Raw genomic sequence first — 24,721 nt, 5'->3', positions numbered from 1 at the left:
TATGTTTCAAAATTGTGAGGTATCGCTGAAATTTGCTTTAAAAAAGGCTAGACGGTCGATTTGCACTAGCCTTTTTAAAGATAGGAAGTGAATTACAGTATCGGATCTTTATTGATACGAGACTCTTTCAACACTTCTTTTACACGTTTTAAATTGTCACGGAAACGCGGGCCGCGGCGTAGCGTAAAACCAGTCGCCAATACATCTATAGTCACCAATTGCGCTAAACGCGAGGCCATGGGTAAATACATATCGGTATCTTCAGGCACTTCCATCGTCACGGGCAGTGTACATTCCATCGATAACGGTGAGTTACGGGCCGTAATACCAATCACCGCCGCGCCGTTCTCTCTCGCTAAACGTGCTATTTCAATCAAAGACTTAGTGCGGCCAGTGTGGGAAATTAATACCACAACATCGCCTTCATTGCTGTTGATACAGCTCATGCGCTGCATCAGAACATCGTCAAAACAGATGACAGGCACATTAAAACGGAAAAATTTATTCTGCGCGTCATGGGCTACAGAGGCAGATGCGCCTAAGCCAAAAAAGGAAATTGTCTTGGCTTGAGTCAGAATATCCACGGCTTTATTGATGGCGGCAACATCTAAACTTTGACGCGCTGTATCTAAGGAAGCCATTGAGGATTCGAAAATTTTTGTGGTATATGACTCTGGTGAATCATCTTCTTCGACGTGGCGGCTCACATAAGGTGTGCCGTTTGCGAGACTTTGTGCTAGATGTAACTTAAAATCAGGAAAGCCTTTAGTATCTAAGCGGCGACAGAAACGGTTCACAGTAGGTTCACTGACATCAGCCATCTTAGCCAAAGTGGCGATGCTGGAGTGAATAGCCGTTTGCGGAGAGGCTAGGATCACCTCTGCAACCTTGCGTTCTGACTTACTAAAATGGGTGAGGCTTTTTTGAACCTTTTCTAGGGTATTCATACGCGTACGTCCGCTAAATTGAGAATGTAATTTTATTTATTTTTGTTTAGTGCTGCTGATCTGTTTGAAGATCTCACTAATCGACATTGCTTAAGTAAGTTTTAAGTACATTTTTGAAATAAGAATTTACTATCATCAGTAATTTAAGCACAAAAAGCATATCAGATTTCTGCATTAGGTGCCTAGTTAGCAAGAATGTTAATATTGATAAAAATAGATGCATTTAACAAATTCTGTTGTTATATTACAACAAAATGTGGATTTCTTCATTGGCATGAAGGGACACGACATACAAAGGAGAGCGTAACGCAATGGGCAAAACAACATCAGGCGCCAAAGCTTGTGACTTCGTACTCTTTGGTACTAAAGGTGACTTAGCAAGACGTAAGTTATTACCTTCTTTATACCAGTTAGATAAGGCTGAGCTTCTCGATAAAGATACTAAGGTGATCGGTGTCGCAAAAGATGAATTCAGTCAGGATGAATACAGAGACTTAGTCATCCTTGCGTTAAAAACCTTCGTCAAAGAACCCCTCTGCGAAGACACTCTCAACCGATTCGTGTCCCGTTGTTATTATGTAGGCACTAACTTTACTGAATCAGCGGGCTACAGTGCCTTCCATGAATTGCTCAAACCAGAAGAGCGTGTCATGGTCAGTTACTTTGCCACCCCACCATCGATTTTTGGTGATATCTGCCGCTGTTTACATGAACAAAACCTGATCCACAGTGATTCTCGCGTAGTACTCGAAAAACCCATTGGTTCTGATCTCGCATCTTCCCGTGTGATTAACGATCAAGTTTCTGCCTACTTTAAAGAAAGCCAAGTCTACCGTATCGACCATTATCTCGGTAAAGAGACCGTTCAAAACTTGATTGCGCTGCGTTTTGCTAACTCCTTATTTGCTTCTAAATGGGATAACCGGACCATTGACCATGTCCAGATCACGGTTGCGGAAGAAGTTGGTATTGAAGGCCGTTGGGGTTACTTCGATAAAGCTGGTCAAATGCGCGATATGATACAAAACCACTTGCTACAGGTGCTTACGCTCGTCGCAATGGATCCACCAGTTAACTTAGATGCCGACAGTATTCGCGATGAAAAGGTGAAAGTACTTAAGTCGCTGCGGCCGATTAATGCTGACAATGTGTATGAAAACACCGTCCGTGGTCAGTACAGTGCGGGCTTCCTGAAAGGTAGTCCGGTGCCAGGCTATTTAGAGGAAGAGGGGGCGAACGTACACTCGTACACAGAAACCTTTGTGGCGCTGCGTGTCGATATCGATAACTGGCGTTGGGCTGGGGTGCCGTTCTATCTGCGCAGCGGTAAGCGCATGCCGTTTAAGAGTTCTGAAATTGTGGTGTATTTTAAAAACCCACCGCACAACCTGTATCGCTCTAGCTACCGTAACTTGCCACCTAACAAGTTAACCATCCGTCTGCAACCACACGAAGGGGTTGAGATCCAGATGATGAACAAGGTGCCTGGATTAGAGCAGAAGCAACGTTTACAGACCACCAAACTCGACTTGAGTTTCTCGGATACCTTTAAAAACGAGCGCATTGCCGATGCCTATGAGCGTTTGTTGCTTGAAGCTATGCTCGGTAATCAAGCTTTATTCGTGCGCCGTGACGAAGTAGAGCAAGCTTGGACATGGGTGGATGGCATCATCCAAGCATGGGAACAGAGCAATGAAAAACCGAAACCTTATCCTGCGGGCACTTGGGGTCCCGTCGCTTCCGTCGCGCTGATCACCAAAGATGGTCGCTCGTGGGATGAATAGGGGGCTTTGATGATTAAAGAAACCGTATTTAAATCCTTTGATACACCTGCTGCGCTCGAGCAACAGTTGGCGAATAAGATCGCTAGCCAGTTACAAGAGGCAGTTGATGCCCGTGGCAAGGCCAGTTTAGTGGTTTCCGGTGGTTCAACGCCGTTGAAACTGTTCGAGCTACTTAGCATGAAATCCATCGACTGGAGTGATGTTTACATTACGCTTGCCGATGAGCGTTGGGTTGATGTGGAAGATAGCGCCTCTAACGAACGTTTAGTGCGCGAGCATTTATTGCAAAACCGCGCGGCCAATGCCAAGTTCCGCGGATTGAAGAATATGTTTTCCACCGCTGAAGCGGGCGCAGATATGACCAGCGAGTCCTTGTCTAACTTCCCGCGTCCCTTCGATGTGGTGGTGCTGGGGATGGGCAACGATGGTCACACTTGCTCATGGTTCCCTTGCTGCACAGAGTTAAACGATGCGTTAACCACTCAAGCTTTGTGTGTGGCAACCAATCCCACCACTGCGCCACATGGACGGATCACATTATCTAAGAATGCGATCCTCAATAGCCGACAGATTTATCTGCATTTGGTCGGGGAACAGAAATTATCCGTATATCGTCAAGCCTTAGAAAATGATGATGTTAATGCTATGCCCATCAGAGCCGTATTAGCGCAGCGTAAAACGCCCGTTGACGTGTTCTGGAGCGCTTAAGGAGTCACTCTCATGCACTCAGTCGTTCAATCTGTTACCGACAGAATTATTGCCCGTAGCAAAGCATCTCGTGAAGCGTACCTTGCCGCGTTAAACGATGCTCGCAACCATGGCGTACACCGCAGCTCCTTGAGCTGCGGTAACTTAGCCCACGGTTTTGCGGCTTGTCATCCCGATGACAAAAATGCATTGCGTCAACTGACGAAGGCTAATATCGGGATTATTACCGCATTTAACGATATGTTGTCAGCACATCAACCCTATGAAACGTATCCTGATTTGTTGAAAAAGGCCTGTCAGGAAGTGGGTAGTGTTGCGCAGGTGGCCGGTGGTGTTCCTGCCATGTGTGACGGTGTGACTCAAGGTCAGCCCGGAATGGAGTTGAGCTTACTGAGCCGTGAAGTGATTGCGATGGCAACTGCAGTTGGCTTATCACACAATATGTTTGATGGGGCATTACTGCTCGGTATTTGCGACAAAATTGTACCGGGTTTATTGATTGGCGCCTTAAGTTTTGGCCATTTACCTATGCTGTTTGTGCCCGCTGGCCCAATGAAGTCGGGTATTCCTAATAAGGAAAAAGCCCGTATTCGTCAGCAATTTGCTCAAGGTAAGGTCGATAGAGCACAACTGCTCGAAGCAGAAGCCCAGTCTTATCACAGTGCGGGTACTTGTACCTTCTATGGTACCGCTAACTCGAACCAACTGATGCTCGAAGTCATGGGGCTGCAATTACCGGGTTCATCTTTTGTTAATCCAGACGATCCACTGCGTGAAGCCTTAAACAAAATGGCGGCCAAGCAGGTTTGTCGCTTAACCGAACTTGGCACTCAATACACGCCTATTGGTGAAGTCGTTAACGAAAAATCGATAGTGAATGGTATTGTTGCACTGCTCGCAACGGGTGGTTCAACAAACTTAACCATGCACATTGTGGCGGCGGCCCGTGCTGCAGGTATTATCGTCAACTGGGATGACTTTTCGGAATTATCCGATGCGGTGCCTTTGCTGGCACGTGTTTATCCAAACGGTCATGCTGATATTAACCATTTCCACGCTGCGGGTGGAATGGCTTTCCTTATCAAGGAATTACTCGATGCAGGTTTGCTGCATGAGGATGTTAATACTGTGGCAGGCTTTGGTTTACGTCGTTACACCCAAGAGCCTAAACTGCTTGATGGTGAGCTGCGCTGGGTCGATGGTCCAACAGTGAGTTTAGATACAGAAGTATTAACCTCTGTCGCTACGCCTTTCCAAAACAACGGTGGTTTAAAGCTGCTCAAGGGTAACTTAGGCCGTGCAGTGATTAAGGTGTCTGCCGTTCAACCGCAGCACCGAGTGGTGGAAGCGCCCGCTGTGGTGATTGATGATCAAAATAAGCTCGATGCGTTATTTAAATCCGGCGCGTTAGACCGAGATTGCGTGGTGGTGGTGAAAGGCCAAGGGCCGAAAGCGAACGGTATGCCAGAGCTGCACAAGTTAACACCGTTGTTAGGCTCCTTACAAGACAAAGGCTTTAAAGTGGCACTGATGACCGACGGTCGTATGTCGGGCGCATCGGGCAAAGTGCCTGCGGCGATTCATTTGACCCCAGAAGCTATCGATGGCGGCTTAATTGCGAAGGTGCAAGACGGCGATCTTATTCGAGTCGACGCGCTGACGGGTGAGCTCAGCTTATTAGTTTCAGATGCAGAGCTTGCCGTGAGAATCGCTGCTGAAATTGACTTACGCCAGTCACGCTATGGTATGGGACGTGAGCTATTTGGGGCACTGCGTTCAAACTTAAGCAGTCCAGAAACCGGTGCGCGCAGTACCAGCGCCATTGACGAACTTTATTAATACATAGGAAGAATACCGCAATGCTTGAGAATAACTGGTCATTACAACCACAAGATATTTTTAAACGCAGCCCTATTGTTCCTGTTATGGTGATTAACAAGATTGAACATGCGGTGCCCTTAGCTAAAGCGCTGGTTGCCGGTGGGATAAGCGTGTTGGAAGTGACATTACGCACCCCATGCGCCCTTGAAGCTATCACCAAAATCGCCAAGGAAGTGCCTGAGGCGCTGGTTGGTGCAGGCACCATTTTAAATGAAGCCCAGCTTGGACAGGCTATCGCCGCTGGTGCGCAATTTATTATCACTCCAGGAGCGACAGTTGAGCTGCTCAAAGCGGGCATGCAAGGACCTGTGCCGTTAATTCCGGGCGTTGCCAGTATTTCCGAGGTGATGACGGGCATGGCGCTGGGCTACACTCACTTTAAATTCTTCCCTGCTGAAGCGTCAGGTGGCGTTGATGCGCTTAAGGCTTTCTCTGGCCCATTAGCGGATATCCGTTTCTGCCCGACAGGTGGTATTACCCCCAGCAGCTATAAAGATTACTTAGCGCTTAAAAATGTTGATTGTATTGGTGGCAGTTGGATTGCGCCTACCGATGCGATGGAGCAGGGTGATTGGGCGCGTATTACTCAGCTGTGTAAAGAGGCAATTGGCGGACTTTAATCCGTGATTGCTCGCCCTAATAAAAAACCACCTTCGCGGTGGTTTTTTGTTACTATATCAATAGGTTACATTTCTTTACTCAACTCCACGTTTGAGCCAGCCTTAGGACTAAAGAGTTGTTGATAGAGCCGTCCGGCAAACTCGTCCGTCATCCCCGAAATATAATCGGCTAACACCCTGTGACTGTTTAAGCCCAATTGCTCGCTTGCGCGCCAGCGCTCTTGAGTGTTAAGTGGTAACAGCCGCTCGGGATCGGAGGCAAATGCTTCAAATAATCCCATCACAATTTGCTGGCCTTTGTATTCGAGCATTTGGATCTCGGGTTTACGGATAACATATTTATACACAAGCTGTTTTAACACATTGAGCGCATGGGCAAACTCAACTTCAAGGCTGGCATTAAACCGCAGCAGCGGCTCTTCAAACGCACCATTGTCTGTGATGATAATCGCAGTCACAAAACCGTTGACTAAGGTGCCTATGGCGTCTTTACGCAAATGATGCTCGTGGGAGAAGAGTTTAGTACCGATATCGGCCAACTCTTGGCGGATCCAAGGATCATTACTGTACTCAAGTGTCGGCGCCACATCTTGTTGCCATTGTGAGGCGGTCACTATGCCCATGACGATGGCATCTTCCAGGTCATGCACCGCGTAGGCGATGTCGTCCGCCAGCTCCATGATCGAACAATCGAAGGATTTATATTGAGTGCGTAGATGCGGATAGTTTGGCTGCACACTTGGTTGGACTGAGGTAAAGCGAGTTCTATCTGCCGCTGATAGTGGTTTAAGCACCCAGTCAAAGATGTCGTTATCATCGTCAAAAATACCTTTAACAGGCGGCCATTGTGACGGTTTAAGTTGCCTGTGGTTGGTGATTTCAGGATGATTGCCTGCGACAAATAGACTCGATTGTGGCGCGGGATATTTTAAAATTCCCAGCATCGTTCTGCGGCACAAATTCATGCCAAAATCTAAGGTGTAGGGCTCGAGTTTAGACAGAATACGAAACGTTTGACCATTGCCTTCAAACCCACCGTGGTGGCGCATCATATAGTTAAGGGCAACTTCACCACCATGGCCAAAGGGTGGATGGCCAATATCATGTGCAAGGCATAAGGATTCTAGCAAACTCATTGAGTCTAATAAGGGCTTATGCTCGGGATATTTACGACTAAGCTGAGCGGCGATCCCCGTGCCGATTTGCGACACTTCCAGTGAGTGGGTTAAGCGCGTGCGATAGAAGTCATTCATCCCCACGCCAAGCACTTGGGTTTTTGCTTGCAGGCGGCGAAATGCCGCAGAGTGGAGGATCCGCGCTCTGTCCCTTTGGTATGGGCTACGATGATCATTACGTCTTTGTTTATCTTCACCATGGCGGCGTTCTTGCCAAACACTTGAGGTCATAGCTATTCCTTGGGGGAGTGATACATCAGAGCATCTTGTTTATTTCGTCTAAATTCAAGGTAAAACTGGGCACAAAGCAATCCATAAAATATTTCACCGCAGGATTTGGGTTGGATTCGAGCATAGCTTCGAGGCGTTTACGTGCCGTGTTAAATTCAGTATTGCCTGCGCGGTTTTCTTCTAAACATTTAAGGTAAGCACAAAGCGTATCGGCGGATTTCACTATGGCTTTGTAGGTTGGGTCGGCGTAATCACTGATAAACAAGCTGCGATAATCCTCTTTAAATTCATCGGGTACCATATCGAGCATTCGCTGCTCTGCAATGGCTTCAATCTTTTTATACTCGGCTTCAATTTCTTTATTGAAATACTTCACCGGTGTGGGTAAATCGCCAGTTAAAATCTCGCTGGCATCATGGAAGATGGCCAGACTCGTCGCTTGATGGGCATCGAGTGTCGTACCAAATTTCCGATTACTGATAATCACCAAGGCGTGTGCCACCATGGCAACTTGCAGAGAGTGTTCCTGAACGTTTTCAGTGCGCACGTTGTACATTAATGGCCAGCGCTGGATAAGTTTCATTCGGGCGAGGTGGGCAAATAAATGACTCATAAGGCTCCTTTAAATGAAGGCTAAATGGCGCGTCACTTGACTCTGAAGATAAGGGGAAAGCAAAGTACAAGTACGGTTACAGCGTATCAGCCTAACACTTATCGTAAGGATAAGTGAGTGAAATAATGGTCAAGTTTGCTGAGCAAAGGTAAAAATAAAGCGATCCATTGGATCGCTTTATCAGCTAGCTGAATGATATTTTCAAGCGTTGCGGTTAAACCCACCTATTGCTTGTAGGTTTCAAGGAAGTTTCCAAACTCAGTCAATGCTTTAGTCAGATCTTCTTTATAAGGTAAAAACACCACTCGGAGGTGATCCGGCTCTGGCCAATTAAAGGCGGTGCCGTGTACTAATAGGATTTTTTTATCCCTTAATAAATCGAGTACCAAGCGTTCATCATCCCTTAAATTGAACTTTTTCATATCCAATTTAGGGAAAGCATAGAGTGCGCCTTTGGGCTTTTTCACGCTCACGCCAGGGATTTGGTTGAGCAACTCATAGCAGGTATCTCGCTGCACGGTTAAACGGCCACTAGGCAAAATCAATTCATTAATGCTTTGATATCCACCGAGTGCAGTTTGAATGGCATGTTGATTTGGCACGTTAGCGCATAGGCGCATAGAGGCCAGCATATCTAACCCTTCAATATAACTTTTCGCGGCTTTGAGATTACCCGAGAGCATCATCCAGCCGATCCTAAAACCGGCTGCGCGATATGCTTTTGATAATCCATTAAAAGTGACCGTTAAAATATCATCGGATAAACTAGCTGCCGGAATATGTTTGGCTTCATCGTATAAAATTTTATCGTAGATTTCATCGGCAAACAGGATCAAGTCGTGTTCGCGGCACAGTTCAACGACTTGTAGTAATAATTCTTTACTGTAGACGGCGCCCGTCGGGTTATTGGGGTTAATCAACACGATGCCACGGGTCCGCGAAGAGATTTTACCCTTAATATCATCAAGATCTGGGAACCAATCTGCTTCTTCATCACAGCGGTAATGTACGGCTTTACCGCCAGCCAAGTTGGCTGCCGCTGTCCACAGTGGGTAATCGGGGGATGGGATCAGCACTTCGTCCGCGGTGTTCAATAAGCCCTGCATGGCCATCATAATCAGTTCTGACACGCCGTTACCGATATAGACATCTTCGATATCGACGCCATAGATCCCCTGCGCTTGATAATGCTGCACAATTGCCTTGCGGGCAGAGAATAATCCTTTTGACTCACAGTAACCTTGGGCACTGGGAAGATTAAGGATTACATCGCGCACAATTTCTTCCGGTGCTTCAAAACCGAAAGGTGCAGGGTTACCAATATTGAGTTTGAGGATCCTATGGCCCTCGTCCTCTAAACGTCTGGCTTCCTTGTGCACTGGGCCGCGGATGTCGTAGCAAACAGTATCCAACTTGTTGGACTTGATGATGGGGCGCATTTACACCTCGAAACATGCAGTTAATTTTGGCTTAAGTTTGTGCACCATAACGAAATTATCTGGTTTAAGGAAGGGGCTTTGGGTATAAAAGCGAGTTTTTTTCATTAAATATTTCAGTTAAATATGCTTTAACCAAGCATTAAATAAATTAAAACAAGTTTTATATGCTGAATCTTTGCAGAATATAGAATTATTAAACTATCGACTTTAGCGGGGATAGCCTTTGTAACTATCAAGCTGCTAACTTGAGCTTCGGCTCATTTTTTCGAGACTGCGAAATCCCCCTCGGATTAAATGTTAACAAAATTGTTAATCAGTTTTTGCTTAACCGCTGATTTATTGACGGTGATCTGAGTTAATGCGGGTTTATCTAGTGTTCAGTGATTTTTCGATATTTAGGCAGATTAACTGAATGCTTATTAAGCATTTAAGGTCAAATAAAGATTTCTTCTTTGAGGTTTAAAGTTTTTTAAAATCATATGGATATTTCATTTTTTATTTCAGTGCCAAAAATTATTCTTTGTTAGCATAAATTTATAGTTGACTCGATATTCGATGCGCTTTATTTTCTGCGCGATGTTTTCGGCAGGGCACCTAAGATAACAAGCTTTTAGCAGGTTTTATCAGCGGAGTTAGTCATCATGAAGCAGCAATATTGGCGTGAGATATCGAGGCGATGTCTGGCGCTGTTCTAAAAACTTTTGCCTTTTAGGCGACTTATTTAGAGGACCTAAGTGCATGTCTGAACCGACAGCGTTAAGTCTTATTCCACCTGTGGTGGTATTGGTGTTGGCCATTTGGTTACGCCGTCCCATTTTATCTTTGATTATTGGTGCGGTAACTGGCTTTTTGTTACTCGATCCGACGCAAGTTTTAAATAATTTCGCAAGTACCTCATTAAAGGTCATGACCGATGAAACCATCGGTTGGTTGATTTTAGTGTGTGGCTGTTTTGGTGCCTTGATTGCGCTGCTAGTGCGCACCGGTGGCGCCTTAGCGTTTGGTCGAAATGCATTGAAATTTGCCAAAGGGCCAAGATCCTCCCTGTTTATGACTTTTATTCTCGGGATTGTGATTTTTATCGATGACTATCTTAATGCGTTAACCGTGGGTGAAACCATGAAACGTGTAACGGATAAGTTTAAAGTCTCCCGCGAAATGCTTGCTTATGTGGTGGATTCAACGGCGGCGCCAGTGTGTGTGTTAGTACCACTTTCCACGTGGGCGGTATTTTTTGGTGGTTTGCTGGTCGATAACGGTGTGGCTGCAGAAGGTCAGGGCATAAGCGTTTATATGCAAGCTATTCCCTATATGCTTTACGCTTGGTTAGCCGTCGCCATGGTATTACTTGTGTCATTGGGGATTGTACCTGCAATTGGTCCGATGAAAAAAGCGCAGTTACGTGCTGCAAATGGTGAACCTGCTGAGGCGCAAGTTGATTTAGACCAAGTGCAAACCTCTGATGAATATGCAATCGCGGCGATTGAAGAAGAGTTTAAGCATGCTGATAATCAAGGCAAGCTGCATAACTTTTTAGTGCCGATTCTGTTGCTGGTTGGCTTCACCGTTTATTTTGATATCGATGTCTGGAAAGGGTTATTAGCGACACTGGTTATCACGCTACCTTACTATGCAGTTCAGCGCTTGATGCCATTATCAGAGATGATGGATCAAATGATTGATGGCTTTAAGAGCATGTTGCCAGCCATTGGTACTGTAATCGCCGCATTTGTGTTTAAAGATGTGTGTGATGCGATGTTGCTACCACAGTATGTTATAGAGTCCTTAAGCCCATTTATGACGCCTAAGTTGTTGCCTGCGGTGGTGTTCTTATCGATGGCGATTCTGGCCTTTGCAACGGGTTCTAGCTGGGGGATTTTTGCGGTAACGATTCCTATCGTAATGCCACTGGCGCAATCGGTTGGTGCAGATATTCCATTAGTGATTGGTGCGCTGTTATCTGCGTCATCATTTGGTAGCCAAGCTTGCTTCTACTCAGATTCAACCGTATTAGCCGCACAAGGCTCGGGTTGTAATTTAGTCAGTCATGCAGTGACTCAGTTGCCCTATGCCTTAATTGCCGCTGTTATTGCATTCTTTGGCTTTATCCTGATTGCTTAATGTTTGACTTAATTAATAAAAAACCAGCTTCGGCTGGTTTTTTTATGCCTGAGTCATCATGAGATGTTAAATTCCTATCGAATTAGTGTGGGAGAATAATAAAGTCTCAATCCTTAGGGTGACTTGCTCACCCTTTATTACTCTCCGACATCTCAAAACGTCAACACACCCTAACTATTTGTTATTCAGTGGGAGTGCTACGCACTTTAGATAAGGCTAAGGGGGAAGGCATTGTGTGATGCTCTGCCAACTGCCTTAAATGTCGTATATAGCGCGTTATCTTGTAGTGAATATCTGCCGCCCTTTGTGAACCTTACAGGCAGTCTGCATTGCCTTAAAATGCAAAAAAGGCGCTGATGCGCCTTTTTATGGAAAATGAACCAAGGTTATTTCTTATCTTGTTCATTATCTGCAGGAGTCGACGACTTTTCGGGATTTTGCGTTGTGCTTTCAGCTGTTTCAGTTGAAGGGCGAGAAGTGGGGCCAGTTTTGAGCTGTTTATCTTTATCGTGTTGACCAAACTGTGGCAGTTTGAATTTGGCACTGTATTTCAGCGCGGCAAGATTGCTGGCAATCACACCTACCACCAAAATAATAATGATCCATACTTCTAAGTCCGACATAACAACTCCTTATTGAGCAACACCCTGATTAATCAACAGCTAAACGCTGCTCACACTTACGAATATCTTCCGGGGTGTCAACTTCGATAGAGTCGAAGGCGCTGATAGCGACCTTGATTTTATGGCCGTATTCTAAGGCGCGCAGTTGTTCTAACTTTTCCAGATCTTCAAGGCGGCCTAATGGCAGGGCTGCAAAGGCCTGCACAAATCTGCGGGTATAAGCATACACGCCTAAGTGTTTGTAAACAGGGTAGTCTTTAGTATCGCGACCAAAGGGAATACGTGCGCGGGAGAAGTAGAGCGCATAATAGTCGTTATCAAAGACCATCTTCACATGCATAGGATCGTCAAGTTCAGCTTTGTTGACAATTTCATAGCCGAGGGTCGCCATTTCAAACTCGCTAGGGTAACGTTCGAAGAGGCTAATAACCTGCTCGATGGAAGTGGGGTCGATAAGCGGTTGGTCGCCCTGCAGGTTGATGACCAGATCATCATCCTTCAAACCTAATTGGTTGATGGCATCGTTAATACGATCTGTGCCCGATGCCGCATCTGGGCTAGTCATGACCACTTTGCCGCCAAAACCTTCAACGGCGCTTTTGATACGCTCATCATCGGTTGCAACATAAATATTGGTGAGGCCTTTGGCTAACGACGCGCGTTCGTACACGTGTTGGATCATCGGCTTGCCGTTAATCGGGGCTAAGGGTTTGCCCGGGAAGCGGCTAGAACCGTAACGCGCCGGGATTAACAGAGTGACATTCATTAAATTATCCTATTTTATCAAAGATATGCAGTGTAGATAGACAAAAGGGCTCACAATGAGCCCCTTGTCATCTGCTTGAGAGCTTAAATGCGACGGAACAGGGCAGTCAACATTTCGTCAGTGACTTTCTCTTCCCATGTTGGGCCGTACACGTTTGCCCATAATGGACCCATGCTCTTAGTCACCGCAACCATTTTCGCGATAGTTTCATCTGGCAGATCTTTACAGATGTTCTTCGGCAGGGTGATGTTGTGTTTCTTCATCATCTGACGGAACTCAGCCACACCTTCTGGGTAGAATTCTTCTAACACGTCAAAGGCGATACAGTTACCGATACCATGGTGGTAGCCGAGGATATAAGACAGACCATAAGATACCGCGTGGCACGCACCTACTTGGCTATAAGCGATGCTCATACCGCCCATAAATGACGCCATCATCAGCTTGTCGTCTTTTTCTGGGTGATCTTCTAAGTACACTTGGCGGCAAAGCTCCATGGCTTTTTCAGCATAGGCTTTAGAGAATTCGTTTAAGAAGGTACCTTCTAAGGATTCAACGCAGTGGATATAGCAATCCATACCGGTGTAGAACCATTGGTCAGTTTCAACGCCGTCGATTAACTCTGAGTCCATGATGATTTGGTCGAACACAGTGTAATCTGAGTTCAGACCGAGTTTACGCACTGGACCACATAATACCGCGGTGCGTGACGCTTCAGCACCGGTACCAGAAATCGTTGGAATACCAATGTGGTGAACCGCTGGTTTTTTGATTAAATCCCAACCTTGGTACATAGCTGAGCCGCCTGGGTTGGTCAGCATTAACGAAACGGCTTTGGCTACGTCCATGGTTGAACCGCCACCTAAACCGACAACGCTTACTGGCAGTTTGCCGTTAAAGGCTTGCACTTGTTCAGTCAGGGCATCGATTTGAATCGTGCTTGGCTCTTCATCAACGTTAACCCAAATCAGTAAGTCTTGGGCTTTGACTGGAATGCGTGCTTCGAGTGGTTTGCCTTGGTGAACGTCATCGACTAAAAATACCACGAAGTCATCGTCGGTTTTACGCTGGGCAGCTAAGACGTCGTCTAACTGGGCGAAAGAGCCACGACCGAAGATCATCTTTTCAACTACTTTAAAATTTTTAAAACTCATTGCAAAAACTCCCGTTTAATTATTGGGCAAATGCTTTCTTAATGTTTTCAATACGCTCGGCAATCTGAGCATCGGTCCAAGACAATTTAATGAGCATAGAAATAGTGCGGCTCATAATGGCATCAGATTTCGGCACAGAAATTTGAGTATAGTCAGGTCGGTCGGCGATTAATGTGATTGGTAACGCAGCAGGGGCCTTAAGCTCCTGAATGTGTTTCCAGTTTTTCAGATAATGCCAGTTGTTTACGTACCAGTAGAAGCAGCCGTCTACACCATTAGCAGCTAATTTTTTGCTGATCTCTTGGGTACGCGCTTCGGTAGGTAACATAAAGCTTAAGAAGCCGGCTGAATCACCTTCAGGATCGGGGATTTCACGGAAACTGACTTCAGGAATGCTCGCCATAGCTTCTTTAATGGCTTTTTTGTTTTTACGTTGAATGTCGATAATGGTATCGAGTTTACGTAACTGGGCTAAACCTAAAGCCGCATTCATTTCAGAAATACGGAAGTTCAGACCCATAATCGGGTGTGACTCGGCGCCACGGTCTTTACCAATATGGTCATGGCCGTGATCGGAGAACTGGTGGGCGTTATCGTAAATTTCGGTGTTATTGGTGATCACCGCGCCGCCTTCACCACAGGTGATGGTTTTGACTGAATCGAAAGAGTAACAACCTACATCACCGATAGTGCCGAGGGCTTGACCTTTATAGCTACCGCCGATGGCTTGGCAGGCATCTTCAAGTAATACGAGGTTGTGCTTTTTGCAGATGGCTTTGATTTCGTCCATTTTGGCCATCGAGCCGCACATGTGCACTAAGTTAATCGCTTTTGTGCGTGGAGTGATTACGGCTTCAATGCCTTCTGGTGATAAACACAGGGTTTCGTCGATTTCGGCAAAAATCGGTACAGCACCCGCCATAAAAATCGCTTCTACTGACGCAACAAAGGTAAAAGGTGGCACGATAACTTCGTCGCCAGCGCCAATGCCCGCGGCCATCATTGCCGTTTGCAGCGCGGCTGTACCGCTTGATAACAGATGGGCATGCTTAACATTCATTTTCTCGCAGAGCAGTTGCTCCATATCGCGAGTCTTCCAGCGATCATTACGCATATGGTCGAAGTTATAACGGAAGGTAAAGCCGTGCTCCATCACATCGGCGACTTCTTGTTTTTCTTCTGGACCAAATAATTCAAAACCGGGCATGGAAGGTATCTCCTTAGAATTTGTGGCGCATGGTCGCGCTGCAATTAACTGGCGGATTATAACTGGGCAAAAGATCCCTTGCGACGTTTTCTTGATGAAAATAAGGTCATGTTGAGATTTTGAGCTTAGTTTTTGCTCACTTAGCAAAATTAAGTGAATGAAATGATAAATCTTGTCTACTACGATGAGGTTAAATGGTGACGTTGGGGATGAATTATTGCAACGGCCTTGCAAATCACTAAAGGGTTAATGTGCTTAACGGTGTTAAAAGCAAAAACCTGCACATTGGCAGGTTTTTGTGGTGTAACAGTATCGTGCAATCTAGGTTATTAACCTTTTATCGCAGTACGAGAATTTATACGATTGGCGCACGGTCCACTGTGACATCAAGATCCGTTAATAGGCCATTATCGATACCGTAAATCCAGCCATGGACAGCCAATTCTTGGCCGCGAGCCCAGGCTTCTTGCACGATAGTGCTGCTAGTGACGTTGGAAACCTGTTCAATCACATTGAGTTCACACAGGCGATCAAAACGTTTGGCTTCATCCATTTGCATTAATTCATCATGATGCAGGCGATAGACATCGCGTAAATGGCCGAGCCAGTTATCGATAAGTCCCAGGCGCTGATTTCCCATTGCCGCACGTACACCACCGCAGCCGTAGTGACCGACGACCATAATATGTTTCACTTTAAGCACATCGATAGCATATTGCAGTACTGAGAGACAGTTAAGATCGGTATGGATCACCATGTTGGCAATATTGCGGTGAACAAAGACTTCACCTGGCATTAAATCGATGATTTGGTTAGAAGGTACTCGACTATCTGAGCAACCAATCCAGAGGTATTCAGGATTTTGTTGTTTCGCTAATTGCTCAAAAAACTCAGGATGTTCTTGACTGATGCGTCCGGCCCAACGGCGGTTATTATCGAATAAGGGTTTGAGTAGTTTCATTTTAACCTATTGTTTCATCGACATAATAAAATGTCTGTTGCCCTAAATGATGCAAGCCGCACCTATTTTCGCGCCTGAGTATACCAGTAAATTTGCCGCGGCTGGTCTATCCAATATCCTTCATTGGCCCATGGTGTATTGGGCCTTTAGTTGTCATTGCAACACCCTAGATAGAAACTGACGTAAGTGCTCGGTGACAAATTTAGCTTGTTCTAGGCTAGAAATATGGCCAGCGTTTGGAATATGCACTAATTGGCTGCCATCGATGGCATCGCTCATCAGGTAACTCTCGAGTACGCTGCGGGCCTTGTCTTCTACGCCGACCATGATTAAGCAGGGCTGAGTAAATTGTTCGGCAAATTCTAGGGTATCGCGGCGGCCAAAAATGATCCGCCCGAGTTTTACAATGCTGGGAATGCGTTCTGGCCTTAACGAAGCTAAATTGGCTTCAAAACAGTGTACCAATTCGGGATTATTCGCTTTGGCATTATCAGCAAAAAACAGTGGTGAAATTGCGCTGATAAGCTGTGGTGGAATACTGCCTGCGGTTTGGATCATATCCAACATGCCAAAATATTTGGCTCGGGTGATTTCTGGCTCAAAACCAATAAAACTGTCTAGCATGACAAGCGCCTTGACGCGAGTTGGCGCTTTAAGTACTAGCTCTGCGCCCCACATGGCGCCAACGGATAAACCGATGAGTGAAAATGTCTCAATCTCGAGGGCGTCCATCAGGGCTAACATATGCTCACTGATATCTAGCAGACTATGACAGTTTTCCGGTACGGCTGCAGATTGACCGTGTCCCCAGAGATCGGGCACGATGCAGCGATAGCTTTTGCATAAGTTGGCAATCTGTGGCGCCCACATGGCGCTGTCCCATAGGTAGCTGTGACCAAATAACAGGGCAGGGCCTGTGCCAATATCAAGGTAACTGAGTTGGCTACCTTCGATGCTAATCTGTTGTCTGTATGAAGAAAAATCCATAAAACCTACTTAATCTATAAAACAAAAAATGCGAAGTGAAGAAAGCTAAAACGTGGCGTAAAAAGCCATTAAGGCTGGGCAATCCGATGTACATATTCCGCCACTAACTCGGGTAACCGCCGGATCACGGCGTCTTTTAGCAACATATCGCTATGCGCGATAATTTGCGCCAATGTTTGCACCTCAAATTGGGGTAACAGGGCTTGAGACACGGGGAAATAGCTGATATGCCAAGGCTCTGCACTTACCGCGCTTTGGCCACGCTGAAACGGAAAATAAAACCCAAAATTCTTGGCATTAGCCACTAGCCACAGGTGCAAGCGTGCGCAGGGGCCGCCATCACGGTATTCCGCCTCTACCAGACGCAGAGATTTGGCCTCAATTTGCTCGGCATCAAATACATCGATATCCGTGCCCCAATGGTGACGCGAAGCACCGGGCAATGCCGACCAGAGTAAAATCAAATCGACTAATTCATCATCGCTGAGTGGACTGATATCCACGGGCTGTTCATTGATATCCAGTACTGCACGTTTACCACTGGCCTTGGCGTTCCAAATGGCGAGTTGCCGATCGAAGGGGCGATAGGCTGAGCAAATCGCCAGCTTAATACCGTTTTTAGCGGCACAGTCCGCCATCGCCTTAAAGGCGAGGGCGGTTTGGGCTTCCAGCCTAAAGTGGGTTTCGCTAGGATGGTAAGGACTCAGCAGTTCGACTAGCTTCAGCCTATCCGTTGATTCTTGTGTAAAATCAGCGAATAAGCCGGTGTTTAAGCCCATTTCTAAACCGCTAGCTACACTATTCTCTATCCCACACTCTATCCCATAAAGTTGGGCGGTGTTGGCTAAGCGTGGCGTCGTGTTTAACACAGTAGCTGTTCCAAAATCACTTCGTAACACAGCGCTAATTGCTCTAGATCGTCGACCTTTACGCATTCATTCACTTTATGGATAGTGGCGTTCACAGGACCGAGTTCCAACACTTTTGCGCCCGTTGGCGCAATAAAGCGCCCATCGGAGGTGCCGCCGGTGGTTTGCGGATCGGTGTCATAGCCTGTAACTTGACGAATGGCATGGCGGGTAGCGTCTAACAGTGGGCCTTCGCCGGTTAAAAAAGGCAGGCCATTGAAAGTCCAATGGATGTCGTAATCCAGTTCATGGGCTGTTAATAAAGCTTCCACGCGTTCGATTAATATTTCGGCGGTCACTTCGGTGGAATAGCGGAAGTTAAACATCACTTCCAAGGCGCCTGGGATCACGTTCGATGCGCCCGTACCGCCGTTAATATTGGCGATTTGCATACTGGTGGGCGGGAAGAATGCGTTGCCATTATCCCAATGGGTTTGGCTTAACTCGGCTAAAAAGGGGGCGGCTTTGTGAATGGGATTATCCGCAAGGTGCGGGTAGGCTACATGGCCCTGAACGCCCTTAACGGTTAAATTGGCGGTGAGACTACCACGGCGACCATTTTTAACCACATCACCGAGTTTTAAGGTCGACGAGGGTTCGCCCACCAGCGCCCAAGTAATTTTCTCATTACGCGCTTCTAAGGTGTCGATAACTCGAGTGGTGCCATTGATAAATGGGCCTTCTTCATCGCTGGTGATCAAAAAAGCAATCGAGCCGGGGTGATTTGGGTGCTTAGCCACAAAACGCTCGGTCGCGACGATCATGGCCGCCAGAGAGCCTTTCATATCGGCAGCGCCGCGACCATAAAGATAACCGTCAATAATGGTTGGCTCAAAAGGCGGTGTGTGCCAGCGGCTTAAATCGCCCGCGGGCACGACATCGGTATGGCCGGCAAAACAAAATACAGGGCCCTCATTACCGCGACGCGCCCACATATTGGTGGTGTCTTCAAAGACCATGGGCTCAATATTAAAGCCTATGGCGGCAAGACGCTCGGCCATCAGGGTTTGGCAGCCTTCATCCAGTGGGGTGACGGAAGGACGGGCGATCAACTCTTTTGTAAGTTCAGTTACTGGCCTAGTTGTTGAAGAGTGCGCAGCGTCAGTCATAGGGAAAAGGCCTTCTTATATTCGGCTTCATTAAAGCCTAGGAGCACTTGTTCACCCACCACCAACACCGGGCGTTTAATTAACGTGGGATGAGTGAGCATCAATTGAATGGCTTTAGCTTGGTCAATATTGGCTTTATCCGCATCACTTAAGGCGCGAAAACTGGTGCTACGTTTATTAAAGACGGTTTCCCATCCGGCAATTTGACACCAATGCTGCAGATCCTTTTCTGCTAATCCATCCTCCCTAAAATCATGAAAATTAACTGGGAGTTGATGAGTTTCAATCCACTTACGGGCTTTACGTACCGTATCGCAATTTTTAATACCATAAAGAGTCAAGATGATGTTCCTATCGAGGGGCGCCGATGGCACGCATTGATTTTGCTCGCATTGTGGCATTGTGTGTTGGATGCTACAAGGGGATATCGGATTGTTCGGCTAAGTATTGAGAAAAAGATGAAGTGAATAAAGGGAATCGAGTTTTGTAAGTCGTGACGTTTAAATCTATTAACTTTTAACTCTATTTAAGACGTTTTGCGTTTATCTTTTTGTCCACATAACATAAATAAATGCCCATCGATGGATGGGCATTTACTACTATGTGAAACAGCCTAAATCAAGCATAAGCTAGGATTTAGAATTTTTGGTTGTAGCGAACATAGTATTCACGGCCAATAGGATCGTACAAGTAGGTGTCATATCCTGGGAAGCCCAAGTTTTCATTCATTGCAGGTTCTTCGTCGAGCAGATTACGAATACCTACATTCACCTTAGCATTCCAAGGTAAGTTGTAACCTGCTTGCGCATCTAACAACCACTGGCTTGGTGTTTTGCCATAGTCCTCATCTTCTTGGCTATCAGTATAACGGGCAAACAATGATGCCTCCCATTCACCTTGGGTCCAAGTTGTGCTGAGGTTGGCACGGAATTGTGGTTGACCAACATCACCGACAATATCTTCAAGCTCGGAATAAGGACCATCCTTTGACTCCCAGCTTAATACGTAGTTAGTTTCTGCGCCGAAGCGGAAATCACCCATACTGGTTTCAAGTAGGTAACGAATATTGAAGTCAATACCAGAAGTTTTTAATTCACCGAGGTTCATCTTCTGTAGAACAACATAATCAATTTTACCTGTTACAGGGTCTCTAAACAGAACATTTGACATATCAAAGCCATCACGCTCTTGGTTGATGACGTCTTGGGTTGACATGGTGCTAATCACATTGTCGATTTGAATGTCATAGTATGAGATTTCAAAATCTAATGCGTCGGTGACGTTCCAGACCAAGCCTAAAGAGAGTGAAGTCGACTCTTCGGGTTCTAAGTCATCATTCCCTTGATATTGAGCTTTGAATTGTTCTTGCACGCAACCATTTGGATTACCTGGACATTGCGTCCAGTCTTTGGCCCAAAGATAGGTTTCTGAAGCTGTAGCGTATAAGTCATCAAAGGTCGGAGCTCTAAAACCTGTGCCATAAGAGGCACGAACTAACAGCGAGTCCACGGGACGGTAACTTAAACCCACTTTAGGATTAAAGGTACTGCCAAAATCACTGTAGTCATCGAAACGTGCAGATAATTCTAAATCAAGTCCATCGATAATCGGGAACATGGTCTCAGCAGAGAAAGATAACACTTCTCTTGATTTACCTTGGATATTGTCGCCACCTGAAGTACCGATAATATTACCTAGGTTTGAACCCGCATCATTAGTCTTGTCGTACTCGGTACGCATAAATTCAAAACCGATGGCTAAGGGGACTGTGCCTGCTGGTAATTCAAATAAATCAAAGCTTGCACCACCATCGATTCCGTAGGTTTGGACGCGACCAGTGAAAATGCCTGTATGGGCGGCTTCTTGCAGTTGTAGCTCGTTTGAGCCTTCAACATAACCTGTACCCGCTGCAAAGTAATCTAATTTACCATTATCCAAAAACTCTTGGATCATATTGGCATTGGCTAATCCAGTTTGAATGGTGGTGACATCTGAGCGAATCCACTGAGCACCTAAGTTCCAAGCGGTACCGCCTAAGATGTCACTATGACCTTCAAGCGAGGTTAAGAAGTTGATATCGGTATCTTCAACATTAGTAACACGTGGCCCAAGTGGTGTCGTGCGCATTCTTAAATTGATAGTATCACCACCAATTAAATTACCTTCAGTATCATACTTCAGTTGACTTTTTAAGTAATCGTTGCCGTATTTATTAACTGTCGCTAGATAAATATCACTGTTTTCTTTTGTCCAACGCAATTTAGGAGCATAACTGTTTGGTGCGGCGGCATATTGCCCCTCGGTCCAAACGCGGCTCATCATTAAGCGGTTAGTCCAGTTAATATCTTCAGTTAACTCGTGGTCTACTTTTACGAAGGTTGAGAAACGTTCTTGTGCCGCCATCGTTGCCGACTCTGCTGCAGCATTATATGAACAAGTTTGATTTCCATCAGGTCCTGTGACTAAAGAGTTTCCCTCACCGCAACGTTCATCTGCAAATGATACTGTTTGATATTTTCCGGTTGGTTTTCCGTCCGCATCTAAAATTGGTTTTGTTTTATCAACATAAGAACCAGTACCTGGCCAGCCATGAGCGCTATAAAGGGTATCGCTGTAATCGCGATCCGCATCGTAAAGTGCTGCGCGATTATAGTATTCAACCGAGGCAACCATATTGGTTTTTTCGCCATTGACACCAAAAGTGAAACGAGCATTTGATTTCTCTGCTCCACCATGTTGAGTCGCACCTAAATCTGCATCAAATTCAACACCTTCAAATTCTTTTTTGGTGATAATGTTAATTACACCAGCAACTGCATCGGAACCATAAACCGCTGATGCGCCGTCACGCAGAACTTCAATACGTTCAATCGCTGCCATGGGGACAACGTTGAGGTTTTGTGTACCGCCACCAAAGGCAACCGACGAGCCCATACGACGACCATCGATTAGCACTAAAGTGCGTTGTGAACCTAAACCACGCATGCTTACTGTGGATTGTGAAGATTGTCCAGAACCAAAGCCTGATGCTTCGCGGAAAGAGCCAAAGCTGTTTTGCGATAGGTTACGCACAAAATCAGACACAGTAGCTGTACCAGAAGCATCAATTTCTGCGCGGCTGATAACTGTCACTGGAGAGGATGTTTCCATATCGGTACGTTGGATTCTTGATCCGGTTACAGCGATACGTTCAACTTTATCAGCATCTACAGCACCTTGTTCTGCAGCCATCGCAATCGGTGCAATCGAGGTGGATACTAAGGCTAATAAACTAAAACGAACCGCACGAGCTACGGTTGTTTGCGTAGTCATATTTTCATTCCCTTAACAATGCCGTGATGATCAGGAAGGTTTTCATCAAGGCTTATATTTATTTGCAACTGCCCTCCATAACCAGAAAATTATCATTAACAACTTTAATATCAACAGCTTAATTGTTGATCTGTTGATGCGTAAATGTTGCAGTTGTAATCCATGGTCGGCTAATTAAGTGAGATGCAAAATAAATAATGACGGCATAGCGTGCGTTTTGGGGTGGTTGTATCTGAATGTAACTAAACATTGTGTTTACAATGTCAGTTTTTGTACTAGGTCTTTAGTTTGATTGAGTTTTAGATTCTGTGAGCTAAATCAAGTTGGGATAAAAGCGGTAAATTGGGAGTATCTTATTAACTGTTGAAAATAAGTGCATTATTGTTGAGGCTTCAGAGATTTAACAAATCTCAACAGATAAGCGCATAACTCGGGCATTTTAAACTATGGCTTATTTCACAGTAGGGAGTTGGGTCCATTGGGTGGTATAGCGAGGAGAGAGTTGGCCACGCTTCATGCCCCAATCGGTATTAAGCCCTTGTCCTGCAAATTGGATCTTGGCTTTACCGCTGTGATTAACACAATCCAGTAGTTTCATCAATTCTTTACTTTTAGGTTGTGGTTTGACTTCATCAAATAATCCTAGCTGAAACACACCTGGTGCATAAAAGTCCCCCAGCATCACACCAGCCTTGGCATAAGCATAGCCATCACGCCAAAGTCTAGATAACAGCCGCTGTGCTAATGCAATGAAATCGCGGGTATCATCACTGGGATAAGCTAAGTTGCCCGTAAGTACCTGACTGCATTTGGGCTGAAGCTCAGTGAAATAACTGGTGCGAATAAATACAGATAGGGTGCGTGCAAGTTGGCCCTCTGCACGCAGTTTTTCGCAGGCTCGACAGGTATAGTCATTGATGGCCTGTTGCATTGCCGTGAACTGGGTAATGCGTTCGCCAAAGGATCGTGAACTCACGATTTGCTGTTTTGTTGCCACCACCTGCTGAATATCATCACAGGCGATACCGTTAAGCTCGTACACCGTTCGCTCAACCATGATGGAAAAATTGTCTCGGATAAGTGTAGGGGGAGTATCTGCGAGTTGCAGGGCGGTATGTATGCCCATCAGTTTTAGACGTTGCGCAATTTTTCGGCCAATGCCCCAAATCTCATCAATGGGAGTGAGTGCCATTAACCGGCGTTGGCGCTCCTTATCGCGTAAATCGACAACGCCTTGGGTGGCGGGATACTGTTTTGCGGCATAGTTAGCTAGCTTGGCTAAGGTTTTGCTCGGTCCAATTCCAACACAGACACTGATGCCAATCCATTGCTGGATCCGCTGACGAATATCCGTGGCTAACTGGTTAATATCTTGACACTTATCGAGCCGAGACAGATCCAAAAAAGCCTCATCGATTGAGTAGACTTCTACCCTAGGCACCATTTGCTCGAGAGTGGTCATGACGCGATTTGAAATATCGGCATATAGTGCATAGTTGGATGAAAAAACCGCCACATTGTGGGCGCGGATCATCTCCATCACTTGATAAAACGGCACGGCCATTTTTATGCCTAATTGCTTTGCCTCCAATGAACGCGCGACGATACAGCCATCGTTATTTGACAGCACAACGATGGGTTTGTCCTGTAGATCGGGCCGAAATAAGCGTTCGCAGGAAGCGTAGAAGTTATTGCAATCAACAAGGGCAAATAGCGAAGCAGTCATTTGAGTTTTTTCACCACACAAGTCACCACACCAAATAGGTTTAGCTCGGAATCATAGTGGATGGTAATGGCTCTAAATGCCGGATTACGGGGGATTAATTGCACTATCGGACGTAATTGCAATTGTTTAACGGTGAATTCACCATCAACGGCGGCGACCACAATATCGCCATGTGCCGCTTGCAATGACCTATCCACCACTAATATGTCGCCGCTGGAAATGCCCGCATCCACCATAGAATCCCCTTGTACTTTTACAAAAAATGTCGCAGTGGGATGTTTGATACAAAGCTCATTCAGATCAAGCGATTGCTCAATATAATCATTGGCGGGAGAAGGAAATCCCGCCGCCACCGATGTACTAAAGAAAGGATATTGGATTTTTGATTGTTCAGGAGTAACCATGATCATATGCATCTACATCTACATACTGTACATATACACAGTATA

At 45.8% G+C, this 24,721-nt stretch carries 21 protein-coding genes; 5 read left to right on the top strand and 16 right to left on the bottom strand.

Features of this window, described 5'->3' with window-relative positions; all coding sequences use genetic code 11:
- Positions 1–92: 92 nt before the first annotated feature.
- The gene (locus tag H9J30_RS05540) at positions 93–947 is read right to left on the bottom strand and encodes a MurR/RpiR family transcriptional regulator (protein WP_011072455.1); all 855 of its coding nucleotides are present in this window, start codon (positions 945–947) and stop codon (positions 93–95) included.
- A gap of 311 nt (positions 948–1,258) precedes the next feature.
- Here H9J30_RS05540 and zwf point away from each other — a divergent pair, with 311 nt between their 5' ends.
- The 4 genes from zwf to H9J30_RS05520 are packed head-to-tail and all read left to right on the top strand — an operon-like array spanning position 1,259 to position 5,940.
- Positions 1,259–2,731: a glucose-6-phosphate dehydrogenase gene (gene zwf / locus H9J30_RS05535; RefSeq protein ID WP_240130122.1), complete on the top strand. Its 1,473-nt coding sequence runs from the start codon at positions 1,259–1,261 to the stop codon at positions 2,729–2,731.
- Positions 2,732–2,740: 9 nt separating this feature from the next.
- The gene (gene pgl / locus H9J30_RS05530; RefSeq protein ID WP_240130121.1) at positions 2,741–3,439 is read left to right on the top strand and encodes a 6-phosphogluconolactonase; all 699 of its coding nucleotides are present in this window, start codon (positions 2,741–2,743) and stop codon (positions 3,437–3,439) included.
- A 12-nt stretch (positions 3,440–3,451) separates the two neighbouring features.
- A complete protein-coding gene (gene edd / locus H9J30_RS05525; protein ID WP_240130120.1) occupies positions 3,452–5,278 on the top strand; it encodes a phosphogluconate dehydratase in 1,827 nt (608 codons plus the stop codon).
- 20 nt (positions 5,279–5,298) lie between these two features.
- On the top strand, positions 5,299–5,940 hold the full coding sequence (locus H9J30_RS05520) for a bifunctional 4-hydroxy-2-oxoglutarate aldolase/2-dehydro-3-deoxy-phosphogluconate aldolase (protein ID WP_240130119.1): 642 nt from the start codon (positions 5,299–5,301) through the stop codon (positions 5,938–5,940).
- Positions 5,941–6,005: 65 nt separating this feature from the next.
- Here the strand turns inward: H9J30_RS05520 and H9J30_RS05515 are convergent, their stop codons facing one another.
- The 3 genes from H9J30_RS05515 to H9J30_RS05505 all read right to left on the bottom strand — a co-directional run bounded on the left by H9J30_RS05515 (position 6,006) and on the right by H9J30_RS05505 (position 9,398).
- Positions 6,006–7,346, bottom strand: coding sequence for an anti-phage deoxyguanosine triphosphatase (locus H9J30_RS05515; protein WP_240130118.1), 1,341 nt, complete (start codon positions 7,344–7,346; stop codon positions 6,006–6,008).
- Between the two features lie 25 nt (positions 7,347–7,371).
- Complete coding sequence (gene yfbR, locus H9J30_RS05510; protein ID WP_011072449.1) at positions 7,372–7,959, bottom strand: 5'-deoxynucleotidase; 588 nt, start codon at positions 7,957–7,959, stop codon at positions 7,372–7,374.
- Between the two features lie 224 nt (positions 7,960–8,183).
- Positions 8,184–9,398 carry a pyridoxal phosphate-dependent aminotransferase gene (locus H9J30_RS05505; RefSeq protein WP_240130117.1) on the bottom strand — a complete coding sequence of 405 codons (1,215 nt, stop codon included), beginning with the start codon at positions 9,396–9,398 and terminating at the stop codon, positions 8,184–8,186.
- A 738-nt stretch (positions 9,399–10,136) separates the two neighbouring features.
- On the opposite strand from H9J30_RS05505, the gene H9J30_RS05500 reads away from it, so the two are divergent.
- On the top strand, positions 10,137–11,519 hold the full coding sequence (locus tag H9J30_RS05500; protein ID WP_240130116.1) for a Na+/H+ antiporter NhaC family protein: 1,383 nt from the start codon (positions 10,137–10,139) through the stop codon (positions 11,517–11,519).
- 386 nt (positions 11,520–11,905) lie between these two features.
- On the opposite strand, the gene H9J30_RS05495 is transcribed toward H9J30_RS05500, so the two are convergent.
- The 12 genes from H9J30_RS05495 to umuD form a co-directional block, all read right to left on the bottom strand.
- Positions 11,906–12,142 (bottom strand): DUF2897 family protein, encoded by a 237-nt coding sequence (locus H9J30_RS05495; protein WP_240130115.1) that lies wholly within the window; start codon positions 12,140–12,142, stop codon positions 11,906–11,908.
- 28 nt (positions 12,143–12,170) lie between these two features.
- The gene (gene kdsB / locus H9J30_RS05490; protein WP_240130114.1) at positions 12,171–12,908 is read right to left on the bottom strand and encodes an 8-amino-3,8-dideoxy-manno-octulosonate cytidylyltransferase KdsB; all 738 of its coding nucleotides are present in this window, start codon (positions 12,906–12,908) and stop codon (positions 12,171–12,173) included.
- 83 nt (positions 12,909–12,991) lie between these two features.
- The gene (gene kdnB, locus H9J30_RS05485; RefSeq protein WP_240130113.1) at positions 12,992–14,062 is read right to left on the bottom strand and encodes a 3-deoxy-alpha-D-manno-octulosonate 8-oxidase KdnB; all 1,071 of its coding nucleotides are present in this window, start codon (positions 14,060–14,062) and stop codon (positions 12,992–12,994) included.
- A gap of 19 nt (positions 14,063–14,081) precedes the next feature.
- Entirely contained in the window at positions 14,082–15,269 is a 1,188-nt protein-coding gene (kdnA, locus tag H9J30_RS05480) for an 8-amino-3,8-dideoxy-alpha-D-manno-octulosonate transaminase KdnA (RefSeq protein ID WP_240130112.1), read from the bottom strand.
- A gap of 355 nt (positions 15,270–15,624) precedes the next feature.
- Positions 15,625–16,230, bottom strand: a complete 606-nt coding sequence (gene can / locus H9J30_RS05475) for a carbonate dehydratase (protein ID WP_240130111.1) — start codon at positions 16,228–16,230, stop codon at positions 15,625–15,627.
- Positions 16,231–16,383: 153 nt separating this feature from the next.
- The gene (locus H9J30_RS05470; protein ID WP_240130110.1) at positions 16,384–17,217 is read right to left on the bottom strand and encodes an alpha/beta fold hydrolase; all 834 of its coding nucleotides are present in this window, start codon (positions 17,215–17,217) and stop codon (positions 16,384–16,386) included.
- Positions 17,218–17,285: 68 nt separating this feature from the next.
- Complete coding sequence (locus H9J30_RS05465; RefSeq protein ID WP_240130339.1) at positions 17,286–17,996, bottom strand: M15 family metallopeptidase; 711 nt, start codon at positions 17,994–17,996, stop codon at positions 17,286–17,288.
- 83 nt (positions 17,997–18,079) lie between these two features.
- Positions 18,080–19,234: a succinyl-diaminopimelate desuccinylase gene (gene dapE / locus H9J30_RS05460; protein ID WP_240130109.1), complete on the bottom strand. Its 1,155-nt coding sequence runs from the start codon at positions 19,232–19,234 to the stop codon at positions 18,080–18,082.
- A complete protein-coding gene (locus H9J30_RS05455) occupies positions 19,231–19,575 on the bottom strand; it encodes an ArsC family reductase (RefSeq protein WP_486669438.1) in 345 nt (114 codons plus the stop codon). Before H9J30_RS05455 ends, dapE begins: the two co-directional genes overlap by 4 nt.
- A 295-nt stretch (positions 19,576–19,870) precedes the next feature.
- Entirely contained in the window at positions 19,871–22,546 is a 2,676-nt protein-coding gene (locus H9J30_RS05450) for a TonB-dependent receptor plug domain-containing protein (RefSeq protein WP_240130107.1), read from the bottom strand.
- Positions 22,547–22,997: 451 nt separating this feature from the next.
- On the bottom strand, positions 22,998–24,272 hold the full coding sequence (gene umuC / locus H9J30_RS05445) for a translesion error-prone DNA polymerase V subunit UmuC (protein WP_240130106.1): 1,275 nt from the start codon (positions 24,270–24,272) through the stop codon (positions 22,998–23,000).
- On the bottom strand, positions 24,269–24,688 hold the full coding sequence (gene umuD, locus H9J30_RS05440) for a translesion error-prone DNA polymerase V autoproteolytic subunit (protein WP_240130105.1): 420 nt from the start codon (positions 24,686–24,688) through the stop codon (positions 24,269–24,271). The genes umuC and umuD overlap by 4 nt, the downstream gene beginning before the upstream one ends.
- Positions 24,689–24,721: the final 33 nt, after the last annotated feature.

The organism is Shewanella cutis, from assembly GCF_022410515.1.
In the GTDB taxonomy this organism is placed as follows: Bacteria; Pseudomonadota; Gammaproteobacteria; order Enterobacterales; family Shewanellaceae; genus Shewanella; species Shewanella cutis.
Note: the sequence above shows the minus strand (reverse complement) of the source record. Positions and strands in the feature narration are given on the sequence as shown.